Source organism: Sinorhizobium saheli (assembly GCF_001651875.1).
In the GTDB taxonomy this organism is placed as follows: Bacteria; Pseudomonadota; Alphaproteobacteria; order Rhizobiales; family Rhizobiaceae; genus Sinorhizobium; species Sinorhizobium saheli.
The window spans coordinates 1-17,780 of record NZ_LNQB01000034.1 but is presented as its reverse complement, the minus strand read 5'-3'; the positions used below and the strand labels follow the sequence as shown (position 1 = coordinate 17,780).

The 17,780-nt window shown below is 56.7% G+C and carries 14 protein-coding genes and 3 pseudogenes; 4 read left to right on the top strand and 13 right to left on the bottom strand.

All coding sequences use genetic code 11. The features are described 5' to 3' along the window. Window positions 1–520 precede the first annotated feature (520 nt). The 8 genes and pseudogenes from ATB98_RS00875 to ATB98_RS00840 all read right to left on the bottom strand — a co-directional run bounded on the left by ATB98_RS00875 (window position 521) and on the right by ATB98_RS00840 (window position 8,711). Window positions 521–1,216, bottom strand: a complete 696-nt coding sequence (locus ATB98_RS00875) for a response regulator transcription factor (RefSeq protein WP_167354041.1) — start codon at window positions 1,214–1,216, stop codon at window positions 521–523. Window positions 1,217–1,511: 295 nt separating this feature from the next. Continuing rightward, window positions 1,512–2,865, bottom strand: a pseudogene (locus tag ATB98_RS00870) (Glu/Leu/Phe/Val family dehydrogenase). A 213-nt stretch (window positions 2,866–3,078) separates the two neighbouring features. Continuing rightward, on the bottom strand, window positions 3,079–3,576 hold the full coding sequence (locus ATB98_RS00865; RefSeq protein ID WP_066867894.1) for a UPF0262 family protein: 498 nt from the start codon (window positions 3,574–3,576) through the stop codon (window positions 3,079–3,081). Between the two features lie 10 nt (window positions 3,577–3,586). Continuing rightward, window positions 3,587–4,771, bottom strand: a pseudogene (locus ATB98_RS00860) (acetyl-CoA C-acetyltransferase). A gap of 53 nt (window positions 4,772–4,824) precedes the next feature. Further along, entirely contained in the window at window positions 4,825–5,454 is a 630-nt protein-coding gene (locus tag ATB98_RS00855) for a 3-oxoacid CoA-transferase subunit B (RefSeq protein ID WP_066867891.1), read from the bottom strand. An 18-nt stretch (window positions 5,455–5,472) separates the two neighbouring features. Next, window positions 5,473–6,171 carry a CoA transferase subunit A gene (locus ATB98_RS00850; protein WP_066867888.1) on the bottom strand — a complete coding sequence of 233 codons (699 nt, stop codon included), beginning with the start codon at window positions 6,169–6,171 and terminating at the stop codon, window positions 5,473–5,475. 131 nt (window positions 6,172–6,302) lie between these two features. Continuing rightward, window positions 6,303–7,328 carry an NAD(P)-dependent oxidoreductase gene (locus ATB98_RS00845; protein WP_066867885.1) on the bottom strand — a complete coding sequence of 342 codons (1,026 nt, stop codon included), beginning with the start codon at window positions 7,326–7,328 and terminating at the stop codon, window positions 6,303–6,305. Between the two features lie 162 nt (window positions 7,329–7,490). Next, window positions 7,491–8,711: a Rid family hydrolase gene (locus tag ATB98_RS00840; protein WP_084435179.1), complete on the bottom strand. Its 1,221-nt coding sequence runs from the start codon at window positions 8,709–8,711 to the stop codon at window positions 7,491–7,493. 158 nt (window positions 8,712–8,869) lie between these two features. On the opposite strand from ATB98_RS00840, the gene ATB98_RS00835 reads away from it, so the two are divergent. Both ATB98_RS00835 and ATB98_RS30315 read left to right on the top strand, forming a co-directional pair. Continuing rightward, complete coding sequence (locus tag ATB98_RS00835; RefSeq protein ID WP_066867878.1) at window positions 8,870–9,952, top strand: C45 family autoproteolytic acyltransferase/hydolase; 1,083 nt, start codon at window positions 8,870–8,872, stop codon at window positions 9,950–9,952. A gap of 378 nt (window positions 9,953–10,330) precedes the next feature. Then, on the top strand, window positions 10,331–10,453 hold the full coding sequence (locus ATB98_RS30315) for a hypothetical protein (protein ID WP_268801762.1): 123 nt from the start codon (window positions 10,331–10,333) through the stop codon (window positions 10,451–10,453). Between the two features lie 78 nt (window positions 10,454–10,531). Here ATB98_RS30315 and ATB98_RS28500 read toward each other — a convergent pair. From ATB98_RS28500 to ATB98_RS00815, 4 genes and pseudogenes are all read right to left on the bottom strand, one after another. Continuing rightward, a pseudogene (locus ATB98_RS28500) lies at window positions 10,532–10,636 on the bottom strand (IS110 family transposase); the annotation flags it as partial. A 35-nt stretch (window positions 10,637–10,671) separates the two neighbouring features. Then, window positions 10,672–10,893 (bottom strand): hypothetical protein, encoded by a 222-nt coding sequence (locus tag ATB98_RS27645; RefSeq protein ID WP_084435175.1) that lies wholly within the window; start codon window positions 10,891–10,893, stop codon window positions 10,672–10,674. Window positions 10,894–11,411: 518 nt separating this feature from the next. Further along, window positions 11,412–12,326, bottom strand: coding sequence for a polysaccharide deacetylase family protein (locus tag ATB98_RS00820; protein ID WP_066867875.1), 915 nt, complete (start codon window positions 12,324–12,326; stop codon window positions 11,412–11,414). Between the two features lie 36 nt (window positions 12,327–12,362). Further along, on the bottom strand, window positions 12,363–13,151 hold the full coding sequence (locus tag ATB98_RS00815) for a glucose 1-dehydrogenase (protein WP_066867901.1): 789 nt from the start codon (window positions 13,149–13,151) through the stop codon (window positions 12,363–12,365). A 542-nt stretch (window positions 13,152–13,693) separates the two neighbouring features. Between ATB98_RS00815 and ATB98_RS00810 the strand changes: the two genes are divergently transcribed. Continuing rightward, window positions 13,694–14,530: a transporter substrate-binding domain-containing protein gene (locus ATB98_RS00810; protein ID WP_066867872.1), complete on the top strand. Its 837-nt coding sequence runs from the start codon at window positions 13,694–13,696 to the stop codon at window positions 14,528–14,530. Between the two features lie 259 nt (window positions 14,531–14,789). Further along, window positions 14,790–17,138: a penicillin acylase family protein gene (locus ATB98_RS00805; RefSeq protein WP_066867869.1), complete on the top strand. Its 2,349-nt coding sequence runs from the start codon at window positions 14,790–14,792 to the stop codon at window positions 17,136–17,138. 455 nt (window positions 17,139–17,593) lie between these two features. Here ATB98_RS00805 and ATB98_RS29710 read toward each other — a convergent pair. Continuing rightward, the coding region (locus ATB98_RS29710; RefSeq protein WP_210178128.1) for a hypothetical protein at window positions 17,594–17,780 on the bottom strand (187 nt) is incomplete at its 5' end.

Below are 17,780 nucleotides of genomic sequence, written 5' to 3'. Positions count from 1 at the left end.
CGAATCTGGTAAGCCTTTGTCGTAAAAGCAGTTTCTCAGATTCGTGGGCCCGATGCACCTCCCTACTTTGAGAGATTCAGGTTAGGCATACCTGATGAGTTTCCAGGTAACAGCCTTATTGCCGAAGGGCGGCATACGGTTGCCTTTCGCAATAGGAGCGGTGGTTGTCGGCGAGCCGACGACCTCCCAATTTCCACTCTCGGGGCAAATTTCGCCTGTTCGAGCCGTCGTTCCAATGGGCTTTTTCATTGCACTTACTCCCGCGACTGGTTGATGAAGCTGCCTTTAGGACAAAAATCCAACGCTCTGTTGACTTGGTAAAACTCCGCAAGGCCGATAAGTCTGAGGCGTCGCGAGCCAAACAGACCTATTGAGAGGCGGGGCCGTCGGCACGGTCTCGCCTTTTTCTTTGTGAGACAAAGTCCCGCTGTCAGAGAGGCCGCGGTTCTAAGGCGAGCAGTTTGCCGCGGTATTGCGATCGCCGCAGGCTCACTGTTTCGCTCCGAAGGAACGGCAACGGTCACAATTCGGTGTAACGGTATCCAGAACCACGAACAGTTTGAATGCAGTCCCCACTTTCCTCGCTTAGGTGCTTTAGTTTTTTCCGCAAACGGCTGACATAAACATCAAGAGTCTTGTCATGGGGATCGAATTGGCGAAAGAAGACGTTCTTGTACAGGAAAGACTTCGAGCAAACTCGGTTTCTGTTTTTGTAAAGCGCTTCAATAATCCGCGCTTCCGCATCCGTTAGCCGCAGTTCGCTCCCACTACATGCCAACACTCTTCTTTGGATGTCGCAGACTACGTGACCCAAAGACACGGAGTCCCTTCGTTGCTGTACCGCCCGTTCAGACCTTTGCGTCACGAGCCGTCTCATTCGGGCGTGTAATTCCCGAATGTGTAACGGCTTCATGATGTAATCGTCTGCTCCGAGGTCAATTGCATCGGCACGACTGTCACCGTTCCCCGCCCCGGAAATGAGAATAAGCGGGACATTCGTGTTACAACGAATTGCTCGCAATATCTCGATCCCGTTACCATCTGGCAGATTTAAGTCGACAACTATCCCGTCAAAGTAGTCGATCTCAGAGCTGTGTACGATGTGTGCAGCCTGCTTGTAGGTCGACAGAAACCGCAGGCGATCGGAGGCGACCGGCCATGTTAAGCGAATCGTTTCGGCCATCACCGGGTCGTCTTCAATGACTAGTATATCCATTTGGGCTAGGTTACCTGCGACCGATATTAGCTGCTGCAGGACAGTGCCTTTCTTGCATTGGGCAACCTGCGACTGGTATCCCCGTTGAACCCGCCGTAGCGCTGAACCCACTTTGTCTCCAGACCTATGTTCTCTGCGCTCGACTGTGATGGCCGTAGAGTTCGCTCCCATCGAAGAAAAGGTGCTATATCCCCCGATGTTACTCGCCACTTAGGCATGCATCGCCGGGAGTCGAGACATGCGTGAGAGTAGCGCCGCACGCTGTTTTCGCTATATTGTACCAACCACCAGGCGGTCATATCCCAATCGCCTCGTAAGCGTCAGCGACCCGCCGGATGGACGCGACATAGGCGGCAGTTCTGTAGTCACCGAGTTCCGGTTGCTGTTCCATCAGGTCGGCATGGCGTCCAGGTGCTGCGCATGACGTCTTCCAGGCCGGAACGAACGAGGTCGATTTCGGCGCCGCCTTCGAGGAATTCGTCGCGCATGTCTGCGGGAAACTCCTTGCCTGTCATCCGTTCAAGCGCCGTAGCGATTGTGTGGTTGCGCCGTTCCCGCCGCCGCCGCTCCCTGAGCCCGAATGGGATGTGCGTCAGGTTCTTCACCCACTCGAAGTAACTAACGACAACACCGCCAGCATTGACATAGAGATCGGGAAGGATCGTCACTCCGCGGGAGCGGAGCATCTTGTCCGCCTCGAAGTAGACAGGACCATTGGCCGCCTCGACGACCAGGTGCGCCTTGATGCACTCGGCGTTCTCGGCATGAATGGCATTCTCCATCGCCGCGGGAATGAGAACGTCACAGCTCTGTTCCATGCCGCTCATATCCCCGGCAAAGGATGTTGCGCCTTCAAAGCCGAGAATGCTGCCCGTGCGGGTCTGGTGCTGCTTGAGCGCCTCAATGGACAATCCCTCCGGATTGGCCACATAGCCGTCGCGTTCAACAACGACGGTGACGCGTGCGCCATCGTCTTCTGACAGGAGTTTCGCCGCATGATAGCCGACATTTCCGAAGCCCTGAACGGTGACCGATGCGCCTGTGAGATCGCGCCGGCCGTTAAGGCCGGGGGTTCGGGTGTCGCGTAGGAAGCTCTGGATAGCGAACTGAACGCCCCGCCCTGTCGCCTCCGTTCTGCCGGCAATACCACCTTTGGAGAGCGGCTTGCCGGTGACACAAGCACGCGAATTGATCACCTCGGTCGGATTAGCCCGACGGTACTCGTCGACCATCCAGGCCATTTCCCGCTCGCCCGTGCCGATATCGGGAGCGGGAACGTTGACGCCGGGACCGATGAGACCGCGCTTGTTGAGCTCCTGCGTAAAGCGGCGGGTGATGCGCTCCAGTTCCTGCGGTGTCCACTCCCGCGGATCGATCTTCAGTGCCCCCTTGGAGCCACCGAACGGCACGTCAACCAGCGAGCATTTGAGCGTCATCAGCGCGGCAAGCGCCTCGACCTCTTCGGCGTCGGCATTGGACGCGTAGCGGATGCCGCCCTTCACAGGTTCCCAGTGCTCGCTGTGGACCGAGCGCCAGCCGACGAAGCTGTACATGCGGCCGCGCAGCCGCACGCCGAAGCGTACCGTATAAGTCGAGTTGCACTGGATGATCCTCTCTGCCAGTCCTTCCGGCAGTTCGAGGAAGGACATGGCATGGCGAAAGTTGTGGTCGACGCTTTCAAGAAAGGCAGCAGAGTTCGTTTGCATCACGCACCTGTAACCGTTTGAGGAGCGCTGCATTGAGATTGTGTCTTGCCGGCCTGACTCGGATGCTGTGATGTTGCATGCACGTCTTGCTTCCTCCTACGAGTTCTGATGGACGCTCACCAACTCCCCGCTTGTGGGCGTTGATTGCATGGCGGTTCAACTCAAAAGGATCTGGTAGCCGGCATTGCGAGCGATCAGCGCGTAAATCAGCGTGAACAACCGACGCGCTGTGTCTTTGTCGATGTCGACTTTCGCGGAGAGACGCTCTCTCAGTAGCTCGGCAGCCTCATCGTGAATGCCACGTCGCCCCATGTCGATCGCCTGCAGCCGGTCGGGTCCGAAGCGGCATATGGCCTCGTAGTAGTTTTCGCAAACGCGGGTGTAGTCCTTGAGCAGCCTCCGAAAAGGGGCGAGCGAAAGATAGTGGCTGACGACATGCACTCCTTTATCGCTGGCGATATGAAATGCCAACCGGCCGGCGGCCATTGAGATCTTGAGGCGATACGGGCCGCCGTGATGGCCCACGGGCACGAAGGTACTCGTCTCGAGGAGGTCGAGAACCGCTAGCGCTTGTTCGCGCTCAACTCGCTGGTCCCGAGTTTTGAACGAGCAGTCGAGGGCGATATCGCAGAGACGGAAGTCGGCGCGGGTCATGACACACCCCTCACGTCGCTTCCACGTACATCGCCACACCCATGCCGCCACCGGTCCAAACGGTAGCAAGGCCCTTCCTAGCCGAATGGCGCTTCATCTCGAAGAGCAGTGTGTTGAGCATGCGCGCACCAGATGCGCCGATCGGGTGACCGATGGCGAAGGCGCCGCGGTTGACGTTGACGATGTCCGGGTTCCAGCCGAGGTCCTTATTGACAGCGCAGGCCTGTGCGGCGAAAGGCTCGTTCGCCTCAACCAGATCAAGGTCATTGATCGACCAGCCCGCTTTAGCAAGACTCTTACGCGAGGCCGGGATCGGGCCGCCGGTGCCGATGATCTTCGGCTCGACGCCAGCCGTTATCCAGGAGACGACGCGGGCAAGCGGCGCAATACCGCGGCGGCGTGCTTCCGCTTCACTCATCAGCAGAGTTGCCGCCGCGCCGTCATTGATGCCGGAGGCGTTGCCGGCGGTGACCGTGCCCTCCTTGTCGAAGACGGGGCGGAGCTTGGTCATGCTGTCGAGGGTGGCGCCATGGCGGATATATTCGTCCTGATCGACCACGACATCGCCCTTGCGCGTCTTGACGACAAAGGGAACGATCTCGTCGGCGAAGCGGCCGGCCTTCTGCACCGCCTCGGCCTTGTTCTCCGAGGCAAGGGCAAACCGATCCTGCTCCTCACGGGTCAGCTGATAATAACGGGCGGTGTTCTCGGCAGTGATGCCCATGTGATATCCATTGAAGGCGTCCGTCAGGCCGTCCTTGATCATCGTATCGATCAGCTTCATGTGGTCCGTCTAGGTGCCGTTGCACAGGTGTGCGCAGTGGGGTGCCATCGTCATGGATTCCTGACCGCCGGCGACGATGATCTTCACATCGCCGGTGACGATCTGCTGCAGACCGAGCGCCACGGCACGAAGACCCGACCCGCAGAGCTGGTTCACGCCCCACGCGGTCGCTTTGTGCGAGATGCCGGTCTTCATCGTCGCCTGCCGCCCCGGATTTTGGCCCTCGCCGGCCGGCAGAACCTGGCCGAGGATCACCTCATCAACTTCTTTCGCATCGACACCGGCGCGTTCGAGCACGCACTTGATCATGGCAGCGACCAGTTCAGGCGCCGGCGTGTTGGCGAAAGCTCCGTCGAAGAAACCACCCGCAGTGCGAGCGGCACTGGCAATGACGATGGATGGAGTGCTCATGACTGCTCCTCCGCTGTTTGATGATCCAATTGTTATGTCCGACAAGCTCTGGCTCAGTTGATGATCGTGGCGTCCGTAGCCGCGCACAGCTCAGCATGAGTCACGCCATCGGCGAGCTCCACCAGCTTCAGGCCACCGTCGGCGACGTCGAGAACGCCAAGGTTGGTGATGATCCGGTCCACCACACCTTTGCCGGTAAGCGGCAGCGTACAGGCCTTCAGGATTTTGGATTCGCCCGCCTTGTTGGTGTGGTCCATGACCACGACGACGCGCTTGACGCCCGCGACCAGGTCCATGGCGCCGCCCATGCCCTTGACCAGCTTGCCGGGGATCATCCAGTTGGCGAGGTCACCGTTCTCGGCCACTTCCATGGCGCCGAGGATGGCCGTGGCGATCTTGCCGCCGCGGATCATTGCGAAGCTCTGCGCCGAGTCGAAGAAGGCCGAATGCGGCAGTGCCGTTACCGTCTGCTTGCCGGCATTGATCAGGTCGGCGTCGATCTGGTCTTCGGTCGGAAACGGACCGATGCCGAGCAGGCCGTTTTCCGACTGCAGCGTCACATGGACACCCTCGGGAATATAATTGGCCACCAGCGTCGGGATGCCGATACCTAGATTGACGTAGGTGCCGTCTTGAAGTTCGCGCGCAGCCCGAGCTGCCATCTGGTTCCTGTCCCAAGCCATCTTGTCTCTCCCCTGCCCTCAAGCCGCCGCGCGGGTCGTGCGCTGTTCGATGCGTTTTTCTTGTTTGCCCTGGATCAGCCGGTGCACGTAAATCCCGGGTAGATGGATCTGATCGGGATCGAGGCTGCCGACAGGCACGAGCTCCTCGACTTCCGCGACGCAGATCTTGCCGCAGGTGGCGGCCGGCGGGTTGAAGTTGCGGGCCGTCTTGCGGAAGACAAGATTGCCCGATGTGTCCGCCTTCCAGGCCTTGACGATGGAAAGGTCGGCGACGATCCCGGTCTCAAGCACATAGGCGTCGCCGTTGAAGGTCTTGAGCTCCTTGCCCTCGGTGACCACGGTGCCGACGCCGGTCTTGGTGTAGAAGCCGGCAATCCCCGCGCCGCCGGCCCGCATCCGCTCGGCGAGAGTCCCTTGCGGATTGAACTCGAGCTCCAGTTCACCGCTCAGGTACTGCCGCATGAACTCGGCATTCTCGCCGACATAGGATGAGATCATCTTTTTGATTTGCTTGGTCTTCAGCAGCATGCCTAGACCGAAGTCGTCGACGCCGCAGTTGTTCGAGGCGATAGTCAGGTCCTTGGTTCCTGCATTGCGGATCGCGTCGATTAACAGCTCCGGAATGCCGCAAAGACCGAAGCCACCAGCCGCGAGGAACATCCCGTCGAACAGCAGGCCTTCGAGAGCTGCCTGCGGGTGCTCGTACGTCTTATTCATAATCTCCCCTCAAATTGCGCCGGTGCGAAAGCAACCGTCCCTCGCATGTAGGTTTTCAGTCAGATGCGTTGACAGCGGCAACGCCTTACCGTCGCTTGATCTCGATGGCCAAGCGCGAATCTCTGGTTGATCTAATAACCAAGGTCGAGGTTTACCTCGCGGGATATCGGCCTTCCCCCGGCGAACTCAACTATGCTCTCGACTCCCCATGCTATATCTCGCTCCAACACGTCATCCGCATTCGCAGCTTGATCAATGGAGCAAAGGACATTGGAAAGCTTATGCACCTCCAGTCTTGGCAAGAAGCTGATCGGGAAAGCTCGTCCATACTCGTATCGGTGCCAGGCATCCGCCGCGTAGCCGCGCAATTGACCAGAAGTAAGCGCTTGGTAGAGAGCCTTTTCCTGAACCAGACTCCCGCGGGAAATGTTGATGAGGAAAGCGGTTTTCTTCATCGCAGCTAATTCGGGCTCGCCAAAGAAGTGGCTGGTTTCGCTGGTACTCGGGGCGGAAATCACCACATAATCGCACTGCCTTAGCACCGAATGCAGCTCGTCCATCCCGTGCATAGAATCGACGTGATCTACTGGAAGAGACTTATTGCGACGTATACCGACAACATGCATATCGAAGGCTTTTGCATGTTTTGCAATTCGACTGCCGATGCTTCCAACACCAACTATCCCGATTGTACGACCATTGAGCATAGCTGATCGATACTCGTCGGCAAAAACCGGAAACAATCGGCGGCCTTCTCGACCCACCTGGTGCTTGAAAATCGTCTTTTTCGCCAATGCGAGTACAAACATCATGGCCTGCTCCGCGACCGCGACGGCGTTGGCGCCTCGTATGTTTGCGAGCTTGATACCTCGGTGCTTGAAATGGGAGAGAGCTCCAATGTGGTCGAGGTCATCACAGCCTGAATGCAGCCAGCAAAACAATTGAAGCTTCTGGGCGACTTCCAACAGGCCCTTGGGAAGAGCAAAGCCGATGATAACGTCTGCGTCGGCGGCGTGAGGTTCCAAATCCTGAAGGATGCATTCAAAACGAGAGAAATATTCTCCTTTCGGCGCCACAACCTCTGTCCCCTGAGGAAGCGCGCTCCGGATAAAGTTTAACTCGTCCACCGTCGCGTACCAGATGCATAATACTTTCATGCAAGTGACCCTCGCTACTCGACCTCAAATAAGTACATCGTATTGCTTTGGCTCTCGGGCATCTTTTCGCGGAGACTGACGAATGGGCAGGTGAGGAATGCGTTTCAATTTGCCCTCTCGACCTCGCCTGCCCCTTGCTTTTCCAAGTCGATGAGCGCTGACCTAGCCCTGAGCCACTCCAAAGATCTCAACGGTATTGACGTCGCGCATGCAGGAGTGCGGGATAAGGGTCATAGGCGGCAGCTGACCGCCAAAGCATTCCGCCAGAACCTCCGCAAAGCTGATTGTCTCAGCTTCACTTCCGGTCGAACTGAAGTAACAAACTAGGAGCTTCAAATTCGCCAGCGTTCGACCAAATGGCCGCAGCAGGTCTAGGATATAATCGACGGTGAACCTCGTCTGAGCCGCGAGCTGACCTTTGAACACACGAATTCCAGTGTTGCTATATGGATGAAAAGGCACCTGACCCCCTAGCCATATCATGTCGCGCAGTCCAATCGCCTGACGGTAAGGCAGAGGAATCGGCCAGTCCCACACACGCTTGGGCCAATGATCTTCACGTGGGATGTACTTGTCGTAGCCGTTCCAGTGCTCACGCATAGCCAGGACCTCGATTTTAGTTAGGGCACCCGGCGGGTGAAGGTCGTCGCAAGGGACGGTAGTCGCTGCCGGGCCGGGCTCCCGAAAATAACCGGCCCGGGCCTTGGCAAGCGGCACCCAGTCTTGGCGCGACGTACCGATATGGTAACCCTCCATCTTGATGCAATCTTGGAACGACGCACCCAGTGCGGCCAATGTTTCCTCATGCCGTTTCATGATGAAGTGGGTTTGAGCTACCGGATCATCCGGATGGCGGACAACGCCTTCGTCATCCTCCGCCGCAAGATTCGACAGGGCAATAAACTCACCTGCCCGCAGTCCCGCAGTGACTATTCGATCATTGAATGAGACGCGGCGCGCGGCCGGTACCGGCCTGGGCCTAAAGCGGATATCGTCCAGGCCACGCCAACCGCGCTGGGCGATGGCTTGAACTTGAATCGTCTGGCCAGAAAATGGCTGCAACGGCTCTGGCATTGTGCTGATTACCGGCATCGGATCCGCTTTGAAAAAGGAAGCGAGCGCCGAGACGACATCCCAGTCATCCCGTTCAGCGGTGTAGTGCACCTTGAGCCGCACTACGTCATCGAGAGTGCAGGATTCGACATCGAGTGCAACTGCCAGATTTTCTACCGTTCCAGCAACCTGTTTATCGAAGTCACCAGGGTTGCGGATTTTCCCGTGTTCATCCAAGTCACAGGCTCCACCTACAAAGGTCAGCGCGCCAGCGCTTGCACTCACTCGATGGGCGGATGAAATCGGCAGGCTCCATAGGTTTCCGGTCATCAATTTGCTTTCGGCTTACAATAGGTCGATCAACATGCCGGCTTTCTCGTCGGCGTCGCGTGCAAGCATAAACACACTTTAGGAACGGATGGAAGAGACGATTGACTCTTTTTGTATTTTTTGCGACAGTTGTTTCATGCACGATACAGAAGGGACCCATGAGAAAAAATCCGATTACCCGTATCCGCGTCAAAGGAGACGCCTTTTCGATTGGCTTCGCCCTCGGGCAAGCTACTGCTGCGTGCTTTTGTGAGCGAACAATACGCACCGAAGAATTTCGAGCACTAGAGGCGCGGTGGCGGGAATCCGACTATCTGCGGACTCTCGAATCGGCGGCCCGCGCGGCGTACCCGCGCTTCGTCCGTGAGTTAGAAGGAATCGCTGAGGGTGCTGGGCAGCCGTTCCAAACGATCTTCCTATGGAACTGCCGTGGCGACCTGCAACTTCCCGCACATGTCACAGATGCCACGAAAAGCGTGGCCGCGACAGGCTGCACCTCGATTCTGATACCCTCAGACGGCAATAGCCCGGCAATAATTGCCCACAATGAGGACGGCGCGGCGGAGCTTCTGGGTGCTTGTCTCTGGGTCGAAGTAGAGCCCGACGAAGGTCCTACCTGGAGCAGCTTTATGTACCCGGGAATGCTCCCGGGGCACACCTTCGGCCTGAACGAATTTGGGCTCGTCCAGACGATCAATAATATTAGAGCGCACGACCTCCGGCCTGGTGTGCCGCGACAGATTATCTGCCGTGCGATACTCGAGGCGAGAGACTTGGGCGGAGCGCTGGAGATCCTAAAGCGGACGGATCGCGCGAGTGGATTCCATCACAATCTCGGAGAGGCACGGACACAGCGGCTCGTGTCTGTAGAGGCACCAGCCTCAGGCTGCGCCGTTCGGGAGGCCACCTCGCCGCGGGCCCACGCTAATCACCTTCTAGATAGCGAATTCGCGTCGTTGAAGCAGACGATCACCGTTTCTTCTACCAAGCGGCAAGAAGCCGCAGATAAAATGCTGGCGGAGGGTCTGCTCGCACGGGGCCCGGAGGCGGTGCTCTTCGACGAAACCACCCCTATCCATTGCGACAAAGACGGGCGAGACGATTACGCGCAAACACTCGCAACAAGCGTGTTTGCTTTGTTCCCTGAAAAGGTCGACTGGCGCATTTACTCGAGTCCAGACGATCTTGACGCAATCACCGGTACACTGCGCGTAAGCGCTGAAGGACACTTCAGCCAGTGAGACAAGAGCGTCCTGGTCGCCGATAAAGGTCGGGGCTGCATAGGCACCGTCGGGTTCTCAGGTTGAATCGTCAGGGATTCCTTTGCGGAGGTGTTCCCGATTCACTTCGCTCGGGAGGTGATTTGCAATGCCGAACGCCTATTCACGTGGTCCTATTCACGTGGTTTTCGGAACGGGTGTCCCGCTTTGCAGATGCCGGGCATTCGCGTCATCCGGCGGCCGCCCATTTTTATCGGTTTCCTTCGTCGTGAAGCTGATACGTGTCTGGCGCCGTACTGGTCGGCTCGATCCCAAGCCCGGTGCCGGTCGGCGGCATTCCAAGCTCGACCCACATCGCGCTTTTTTGCTTCGCAGATCGGCGAGAGGGACGATATGATCATGCCCGAACTCAGCGCGGAACTGGCGCCCAAGGGCACGCATGTCGATCTGGCTTCGATCTCCCGCTGCTTTATCCGCAATGGCTACCGCTCGCCCGTCCGCAAGCGGTCTGAAGGAGGCTGATCAGTCTACACCAATGTATCCGGTCTCAGGCGCGCCTTGGGCAAGATGGAGCTCCGTACGTTGGTCCACACAAACGCTGCGGCAAAGCCGGGGACGCACGAGAACCTGACCGTTCTCGTCTACACCATGGATCTGGAAGACACCCTTTGCGAGATCGATACCAACTGTGGCAAGCTCGGACATGGGTGCCTCCTCTAAGCAGGACAACGACAGCCCGACTAGGGCGCAATGCGATGCGGGAGCGGGAGCCATCCACACCAGCAATCGAAATTGCCTTCGCCAAGCTGAAAGCCCATCTGAGAGCAAAAGTTGTCCGCAGCATCGACGCCCACCTCCAACTCCATCAGCCGCTCGGCGGCAAAACCGATCATCTCGCGCAAAAGATCGTCGCTGGAGGAGTTCTCCACGAGCGCACGCAGGTTCATCACGTCGTCGGTCATCGGTGGTTCCTTCGAATCAGGTTGGGTCAGCAACCCGACCCTACCGGAACGATGACCACCGCTTCGCCGCCCGTTCACCACGGCGCCGATAACGGCTCGCTCGCGGCGCTACCGCCGAGCTACACCACCTGTAGGGACACGACCCTCCAGGAATGTGACATGAATAGACCTGCGGGGTCTAATTGTCGAGAAAAAGCCGCGTCGGAGCAATCTTGGAAATCAGGGGACGTTGCCGCCATAGGCGCGAAAGCTGCCTCGACTATTTGGCGCCTGCTAAAGCACATTGGAGCGCGTGCTAGATTTACCGGGAGATTGCTTTCCCCCGATAGCAAAGCCGATCTGCAGAATCGATCAATCACAGACGATCCAGGCCGCAGTTCCCAGGTCCGATACTGTGTCGGACGTGCGCCAAACCGGCGCAATACCACGTCTTATGGCCGCACGCAGCGTTCAAACAAGGCAGTTGTGGTCTAACCCGCCGACGGGTTTATCAGAGGACAGACACTCCAATTCTGGAGTCATCTACTGCCCTGAGGTGGAATGTCGTTAGCCGGCAAGGGCCTATCGTAAAAGGGCAGCTTCACGCGCCGGGGCGCCCACTCGCGCCTTGCGACCAAGCACCGTACGTGTGCTGCGATCTCCTCCATCGTCGCGATCCATACATCGCCGCGCCCCTGCATCTCCCGAATCATCGTGCGCATCGAGCCGGCGCGCGCAAGTCGGCCAGACACCCACGGATGCCACACACCGATCCACATTCCACCATATTCATGGGCGGCCTCAAACTCGGCCATGTAGGTATTCTTGGCTTCCTCTGGAGACCGTACTGATCGAACGGAGCCGATTTCGGAGTTATTTACAAATTGCGCCCAGTCGTCCAGCGCTCCGCTCGATGGAAGACCTATTAGATTGCCGCCCGAGGTCTCGTATAGGCTGGGCACGTCGTCGTCCATCAGTGAAGCATCATATTCGAAGCCCAATTCCGCCAAAATAGCAGCCGTATGTCTCGAGAAGTGATAGTTCGGAGCGCGGAAGCCGCGCGGTTTCTTCCCAGTCATCTTCTCGATGACCTCGACTCCGCGGACGATCCACTCAAGTTCAACATCTCGGCTTGGCAAGCGACTCATGCTTTCATGAATGTAACCGTGGTGGGCGATTTCATGACCATCTTTCAGTATTGCATCAACTAGCTGAGGATAACGCTCCATACACCAAGCAGGATAGAAGAACGTCTGCCGAATGCCAGTTTCGCGATATATTTGGAGAATACGAGGAAGAGCAATTTCATCATAGCGGGCCCAAGAGGTTGTCGCCACCATGTCCGGCATCTTTGCCCCGAAAGAAAGATGCAGAAAACTGTCGGTGTCTATATCGAATGTGAAGGCGACAGCGCAACGGGCACCGTTCGGCCAAGGCACTGGATTGTCAATCATAAACACTCTCCGATTTGGGACCTTTCACGCCGCAACTCAGCGCGTGATTAGATGACCGCCGTCGATGACGAGCTCACTTCCGGTGACGTACTTTGATTCATCTGATGCGAGATATAGCGCGCCATAGGCAATGTCGTCTGGCTCACCCATTCCGAGAAGACAAGCGGCGTTCCATTTAGCACGAACCGCATCCGTATTTTCGTCGCCTCGTAACAGAGCTACCTCAGCAATCTCTCCTTCAAGCATCGGCGTCATGATAATGCCTGGGTGGATCGAGTTCACTCGTATGCGGTTGCCATTCGCGGCACCATCAAGGGCTGCAACTTTCGTGAAGTGGGTTACGGCGGCCTTGGATGCGCAGTAAGCGGCATCATGTTCGCCGACAAGTTTGGCCATTGTTGAGGAAAGATTCACGATCGAGCCCCTACCACGCTGCTTCATTGCATTCAGCGCGGTGCGGGTACCGAGAAACACCCCCTCCACATTGATCTGAAAGACTCGGCGCCAATCCTGAACTGTCGTGTCAGCAATCGGCTTTAACAACAGGATCCCAGCGTTATTGACTAGGACATCGAGTTTGCCGAAACGGCGGACCGATGTGTCGACCACATCACGCCAGCGGCGCTCGTCCGAAATATCTTGCTCTATAAAGATTGCTTCGCCTCCATCCGCGGCGATCTGATCGCAAACCAATGCACCACCCGCCTCGTCTATATCAGAAATTACGACCTTTGCGCCCTCCCGGGCTAACAGTTTCGCTATGGCCTTGCCGATGCCTGCCGCGCCGCCGGTGACTATCGCGACTTTGCCGTTCACTCTTCCCATGTTCATTTCTTTCAAGCCTGCTGTTAGATAAACCCGCGAGTGCCGTATAATTGGGGGCTTGGGTCCTTACCCACCCGCGCTTACAGACGACGTGGCCCGAAGTTGCCCAAGCTCCGTATGTTCGCGGTAACAATTCGCTGTGGAGTTCCCATCGGCGAACCTTCCTTGGAAGGCGAGCGGTATTTCCTGCACCATTCGTCTGATATGTGATCAGGATAAGCACACTTTGAATCTCAACGGAAGAGACGATTGAGCCGTGCTCGATATTTTAACACAAATGTTGCACTCCGATTATGTGAGGCGGCGCCACGCTCCCAAGGGGTTCGAAGCTCGGGCGCTTGCCGGACACGTCAGTTCCAGAGCTCACAGGATGCGCTACGAACGTAGCACTTGCTGGCCATAAGAGACGTTTGTTGCAATTGAAAGCCATGTAAGCTAGACAGACAGTTGAGCCGGCGCTGCATACTGCCTGAGAAAATTTAGGCAAGCGGGTCTAGGTGTGGGCCCCGGTGGACAGCAAATTTCAGAAATTAGGAGTGCTTATGAAGACGCTTATGAAGATGGTGATCGCCGCGACCTCGCTGGCAGTCGCGACTGTGGCCATATCCCGGCAGGCCAACGCTGGCGCGGTGCTTGACCGTGTGCTTTCTAACAAGAAGCTGGTGGTTGCTGCGGGGACTGACTGGCCGCCGTTGTCATTCCTCAACGCGAAACATGAACTCGACGGATTCGACATAGAGATAGCAAAGGGTATCGCGACGTATTTGGGCGTGCAGATCGAATTCGTAACCCCCGGGTGGGACGTTATCTCCGCAGGAAAATGGACGGGTCGTTGGGACATGGCTATGGGCCAAATGGCTGCGACCAAGGCGCGTGCCGAGAAGTTTAGTTTCCCGGCGGTCTATTTCTATGCACGTAAGATTGCCGCTGTTCACAGAGATAGCAAAATGACCAAACTTTCGGATCTAGGCGGAAAGGTCGTCGGTGTCTTAGCAGGCACCCCGGAGTCCCTTTATGCCAAACACGAGTTGACGCCGGACTGGCTTGGGGCTCAGCCGGTCAGCTTTGAATTTAAGCCTGGAGAAGTAAAAACATACGACAGTAACCTTGTGGCATTGGACGATTTGCGGCTCGGCGAGGGCGTTCGTCTTGATGCGGTCCTCATCTCACAAACTCAACTCAGCAGCTTTCAGAAAAAATACCCGATTAAGCAACTCGGCGACCCGCTGTTTTCCGTGGCTGATTCTATCGCGACGATGCATGGCGACACCGAATTTGATGAGAAAATTGCAGCAGCCATGAAGATCATGAGAGATGATGGCACACTCTCGAGGTTGTCGCTCAAATGGTACGGGATCGACTACACAGTCGAAGAGTAAGGACTCTGAGGACAGGGTGATCCGGTCTAGATGGGCCCCTGTCATGCAGGGTAACTCTGATCATGCGGGGGGCAGGTTCATGCTGCCGACCGGCTCTGGCAGCTTCAAGGACACCAAAACAGACCGTTCAGCTTCTACCGGGGCTGCACAATCATACCTCCAGCATCTTGCAATCCGACTTGCACGCGGTAACGAGTCAGTCTCGACCTTATCAGATGGCGCGGTGAGTAAACTGTAGATATTGAAAGGCAACAAGCATATGAAAACGACCATTGCTACTAAGTATTTCAGTGTAAATGGGCTTCAGCGCGAAGTTTCCATCAATATTGACCAGTGGGGCGTAGCCCATATCAAAGCTGACAACTTGCAAGACCTCTTCTTCGCTCAGGGTTGGAACGCGGCACGGGATAGGCTGTGGCAAATGGACGTCTCACGCAAGTGCGGGCTTGGTCTTTTGTCCCGCGATTTCGGGCCTGGCTACCTTGCCCAAGACAGGGCTTCGCGACTGTTTCTCTATCGTGGTGACATGGAGCCAGAATGGAAGGCGTACGGACCCGACGCCGAAGAAATCTGCACCTTTTTTACCAACGGTATCAACGCCTACATCGATGCCTGCGATGCAGGATCAGCGCCCCTTCCACCTGAGTTCGCCGTTCTGGGAAATAGGCCGGATCGCTGGAAACCGGAAGATGTCGTTCGCATTCGCACCCATTGTTTAACTCGCAATGCAGCTTCCGAACTTCTTCGTTCCAAAGTCATGGCATTGGCAGGTCCGCAACTGGGATTAAAGCTCGATGTGCTGCGCAAGCAACTGTCCCATTGCGCCAGCGCGACTCCCGTGGAAGGCTTTGACCCCGTAGTAATTTCCGACCGAGTACTCCAGGATTTCTTCCTGGCCGGCAGCCCGGTAAACTTCACCACAGAGAGACTCGATAGTCTTCTCGAAGAAGCCCATCTATGGAAGGTAGTTACTCCGTCAGGCGATGTAGCACGTTCTTCGTTTGGGCAGGGCTCAAACAACTGGGCGATTTCCGCAGACAAGACGACAACAGGTCGGCCGATTTTAGCGCTCGATCCCCACCGCACGCACACCCTGCCATCCATCCGCTACGTCGTACACCTCGCAACGCCGGAGTTGGACGTGATTGGGGCAGGCGAGCCGATGGTTCCGGGCGTGTCCATGGGACACAACGGTACGGCTGCCTTTGGTCTTACGATATTTGGTGCGGATCAGGAAGATATCTATGTCTACGATACCTCTGTGGAGAATGGAAACTCATATCGTTACGGTGGAGGCTGGGAAGAATTTCGGGTCGTCGAAGAGTCCATTCCTGTGAAGGGATATCCAGATCAGCCGGTCGAATTGAAATTCACGAGGCACGGTCCAGTGGTGTATTTTGACCACGACGAGAACCGTGCATTTGTAGTCCGGACGGTCGTGACGGAACCGGGCACGGCACCCTATATGGCGAGCCTGTCGGTCATGCGGGCAAAGACCTACCCGGAATATGTGTACTCGCTCAGGGGTTGGGGGTCGCCCTCTGTAAACCATGTCTATGCGGATACGAGTAACAACGTTGCATGGCACGCGGTTGGTGCGATGCCGGTCCGCGACAACTGGGATGGGCTCCTTCCCGTGCCGGGTGACGGTCGTTTCGAGTGGAGAGGCTTTGTTTCTTCCGCCCGTCTTCCGTCGGAGCTTAATCCCGCACGTGGTTTCGTCGCGACAGCGAACGCAATGAATATTCCAGATGCGTGGTCCAAATCTAATCCGGCAGTTGCTTATGAGTGGCCGGATAGCAGCCGGCACGACACGCTCCATTACGAGCTCGGCAGCGACAAGCTGATCTCAATGGAGGACTGCATGCGCCTGCAGTGCTCAACCTATTCGCCCGTGGCGACACGGATCATAAAGGCAACGAGCAATATTTTTGGGGGTGCCTGCGATCTAGCACCATGGCATTTTCTCGACTGTTGGGACAATGATCTCACCGCAACGTCAGCGCCTGGGGCTCTGTTCGAGGTATGGCTTAACAAACATCTTGGTCCAATGGTCGCGAAGTACTATGGTGCGACGAACGAGCTGATTCCGATGCTTATGCCTGTTGAGGCTCAGAAAGTTGCGTCATGGTTGGAAATGGCCGCAGTAGATCCCGACCTGATCGATGCGTTGCAAGCCACTCTTGTCGAGGCCTGGGCCGAATGCTTCAAGTTGATGGGAGACAATCCCAAAAAGTGGTCGTGGGGCAGTCTTCATACACTTCGTCTGCAACATCCCCTTCAGTCTCTTGTCACAGCTGACTGGTCGTTAAAGCCCATACCTGTAGGCGGGAGCGGATCTACAATCAACTTCGCAACTTACAAGCTGGATGACTTTCGAGTAGACGCCGGGCCCTCAGTTCGTATGGTTATTGACGTCGGCTGCTGGGATGACAGTTTTTTCATAAACAATCCCGGACAATCCGGTATTCCGGAAACCAAGCACTATGTTGATCTTGCACCTAGTTGGACAGCAAATGAATACAAGCCGCTTGTGTACTCTGCGGCTAAGATCGATGAGCTAACCTCATCCAAGATCATTCTAGCGCCTCGACAAACGTTAGCGTGATAAGGCTGCCCTCAAAGAGATAAAGTCTGCGATAGCGACGGCTGAAGGGTGTTTTTCGGCGCGGAATATGTAGCCCTCCGGTGAGGGCCGCCTTGCCGAGGTAGGCAGAGGACTGCAAGTCCCAGGTATCCCTTCGACGGGGGTCGCCTTGCGAAATTGCGCGGCTGTGAGTCTGCGCCTCTTACACTGGACTTAAGACCGCACTGAGCGCTTCATGGGACATGCAGTTTTGCTGACGGGACCAGATCGGCGGGGGCGATGCGTCGTTGGAAGATCGCGCGCAGATACAGGCGGAGGCATTCGTGCCAGGCGCGGTGCGAAGTTGCGCGCCGCTTCGAGGTTCCGACTGGCCTGATCTACTGTGTTCCGGCGTGCAAATTTTGCACGCCGATTGACAGATCTACACATGGGGCGGCAAGCTTTGGCACAGGAGGCCGAGCCCTCCTGCGTCCCGGTTAAGCTCGTTGACTTTGCAGCCGTGACGCTTTCGAAGCGGCCATGTTCGTGGACTGCCCGATGGGGTGAAGGTAAGAATTGTCTCTGTAGCGCCATCCGACCTGACTTTGAACCGCGCCGGGTTTGCCGGAGGCTCCAACTTCTGAGAAAGTGGAGCCGATATGAGCAAGACAACAAACAAATTTT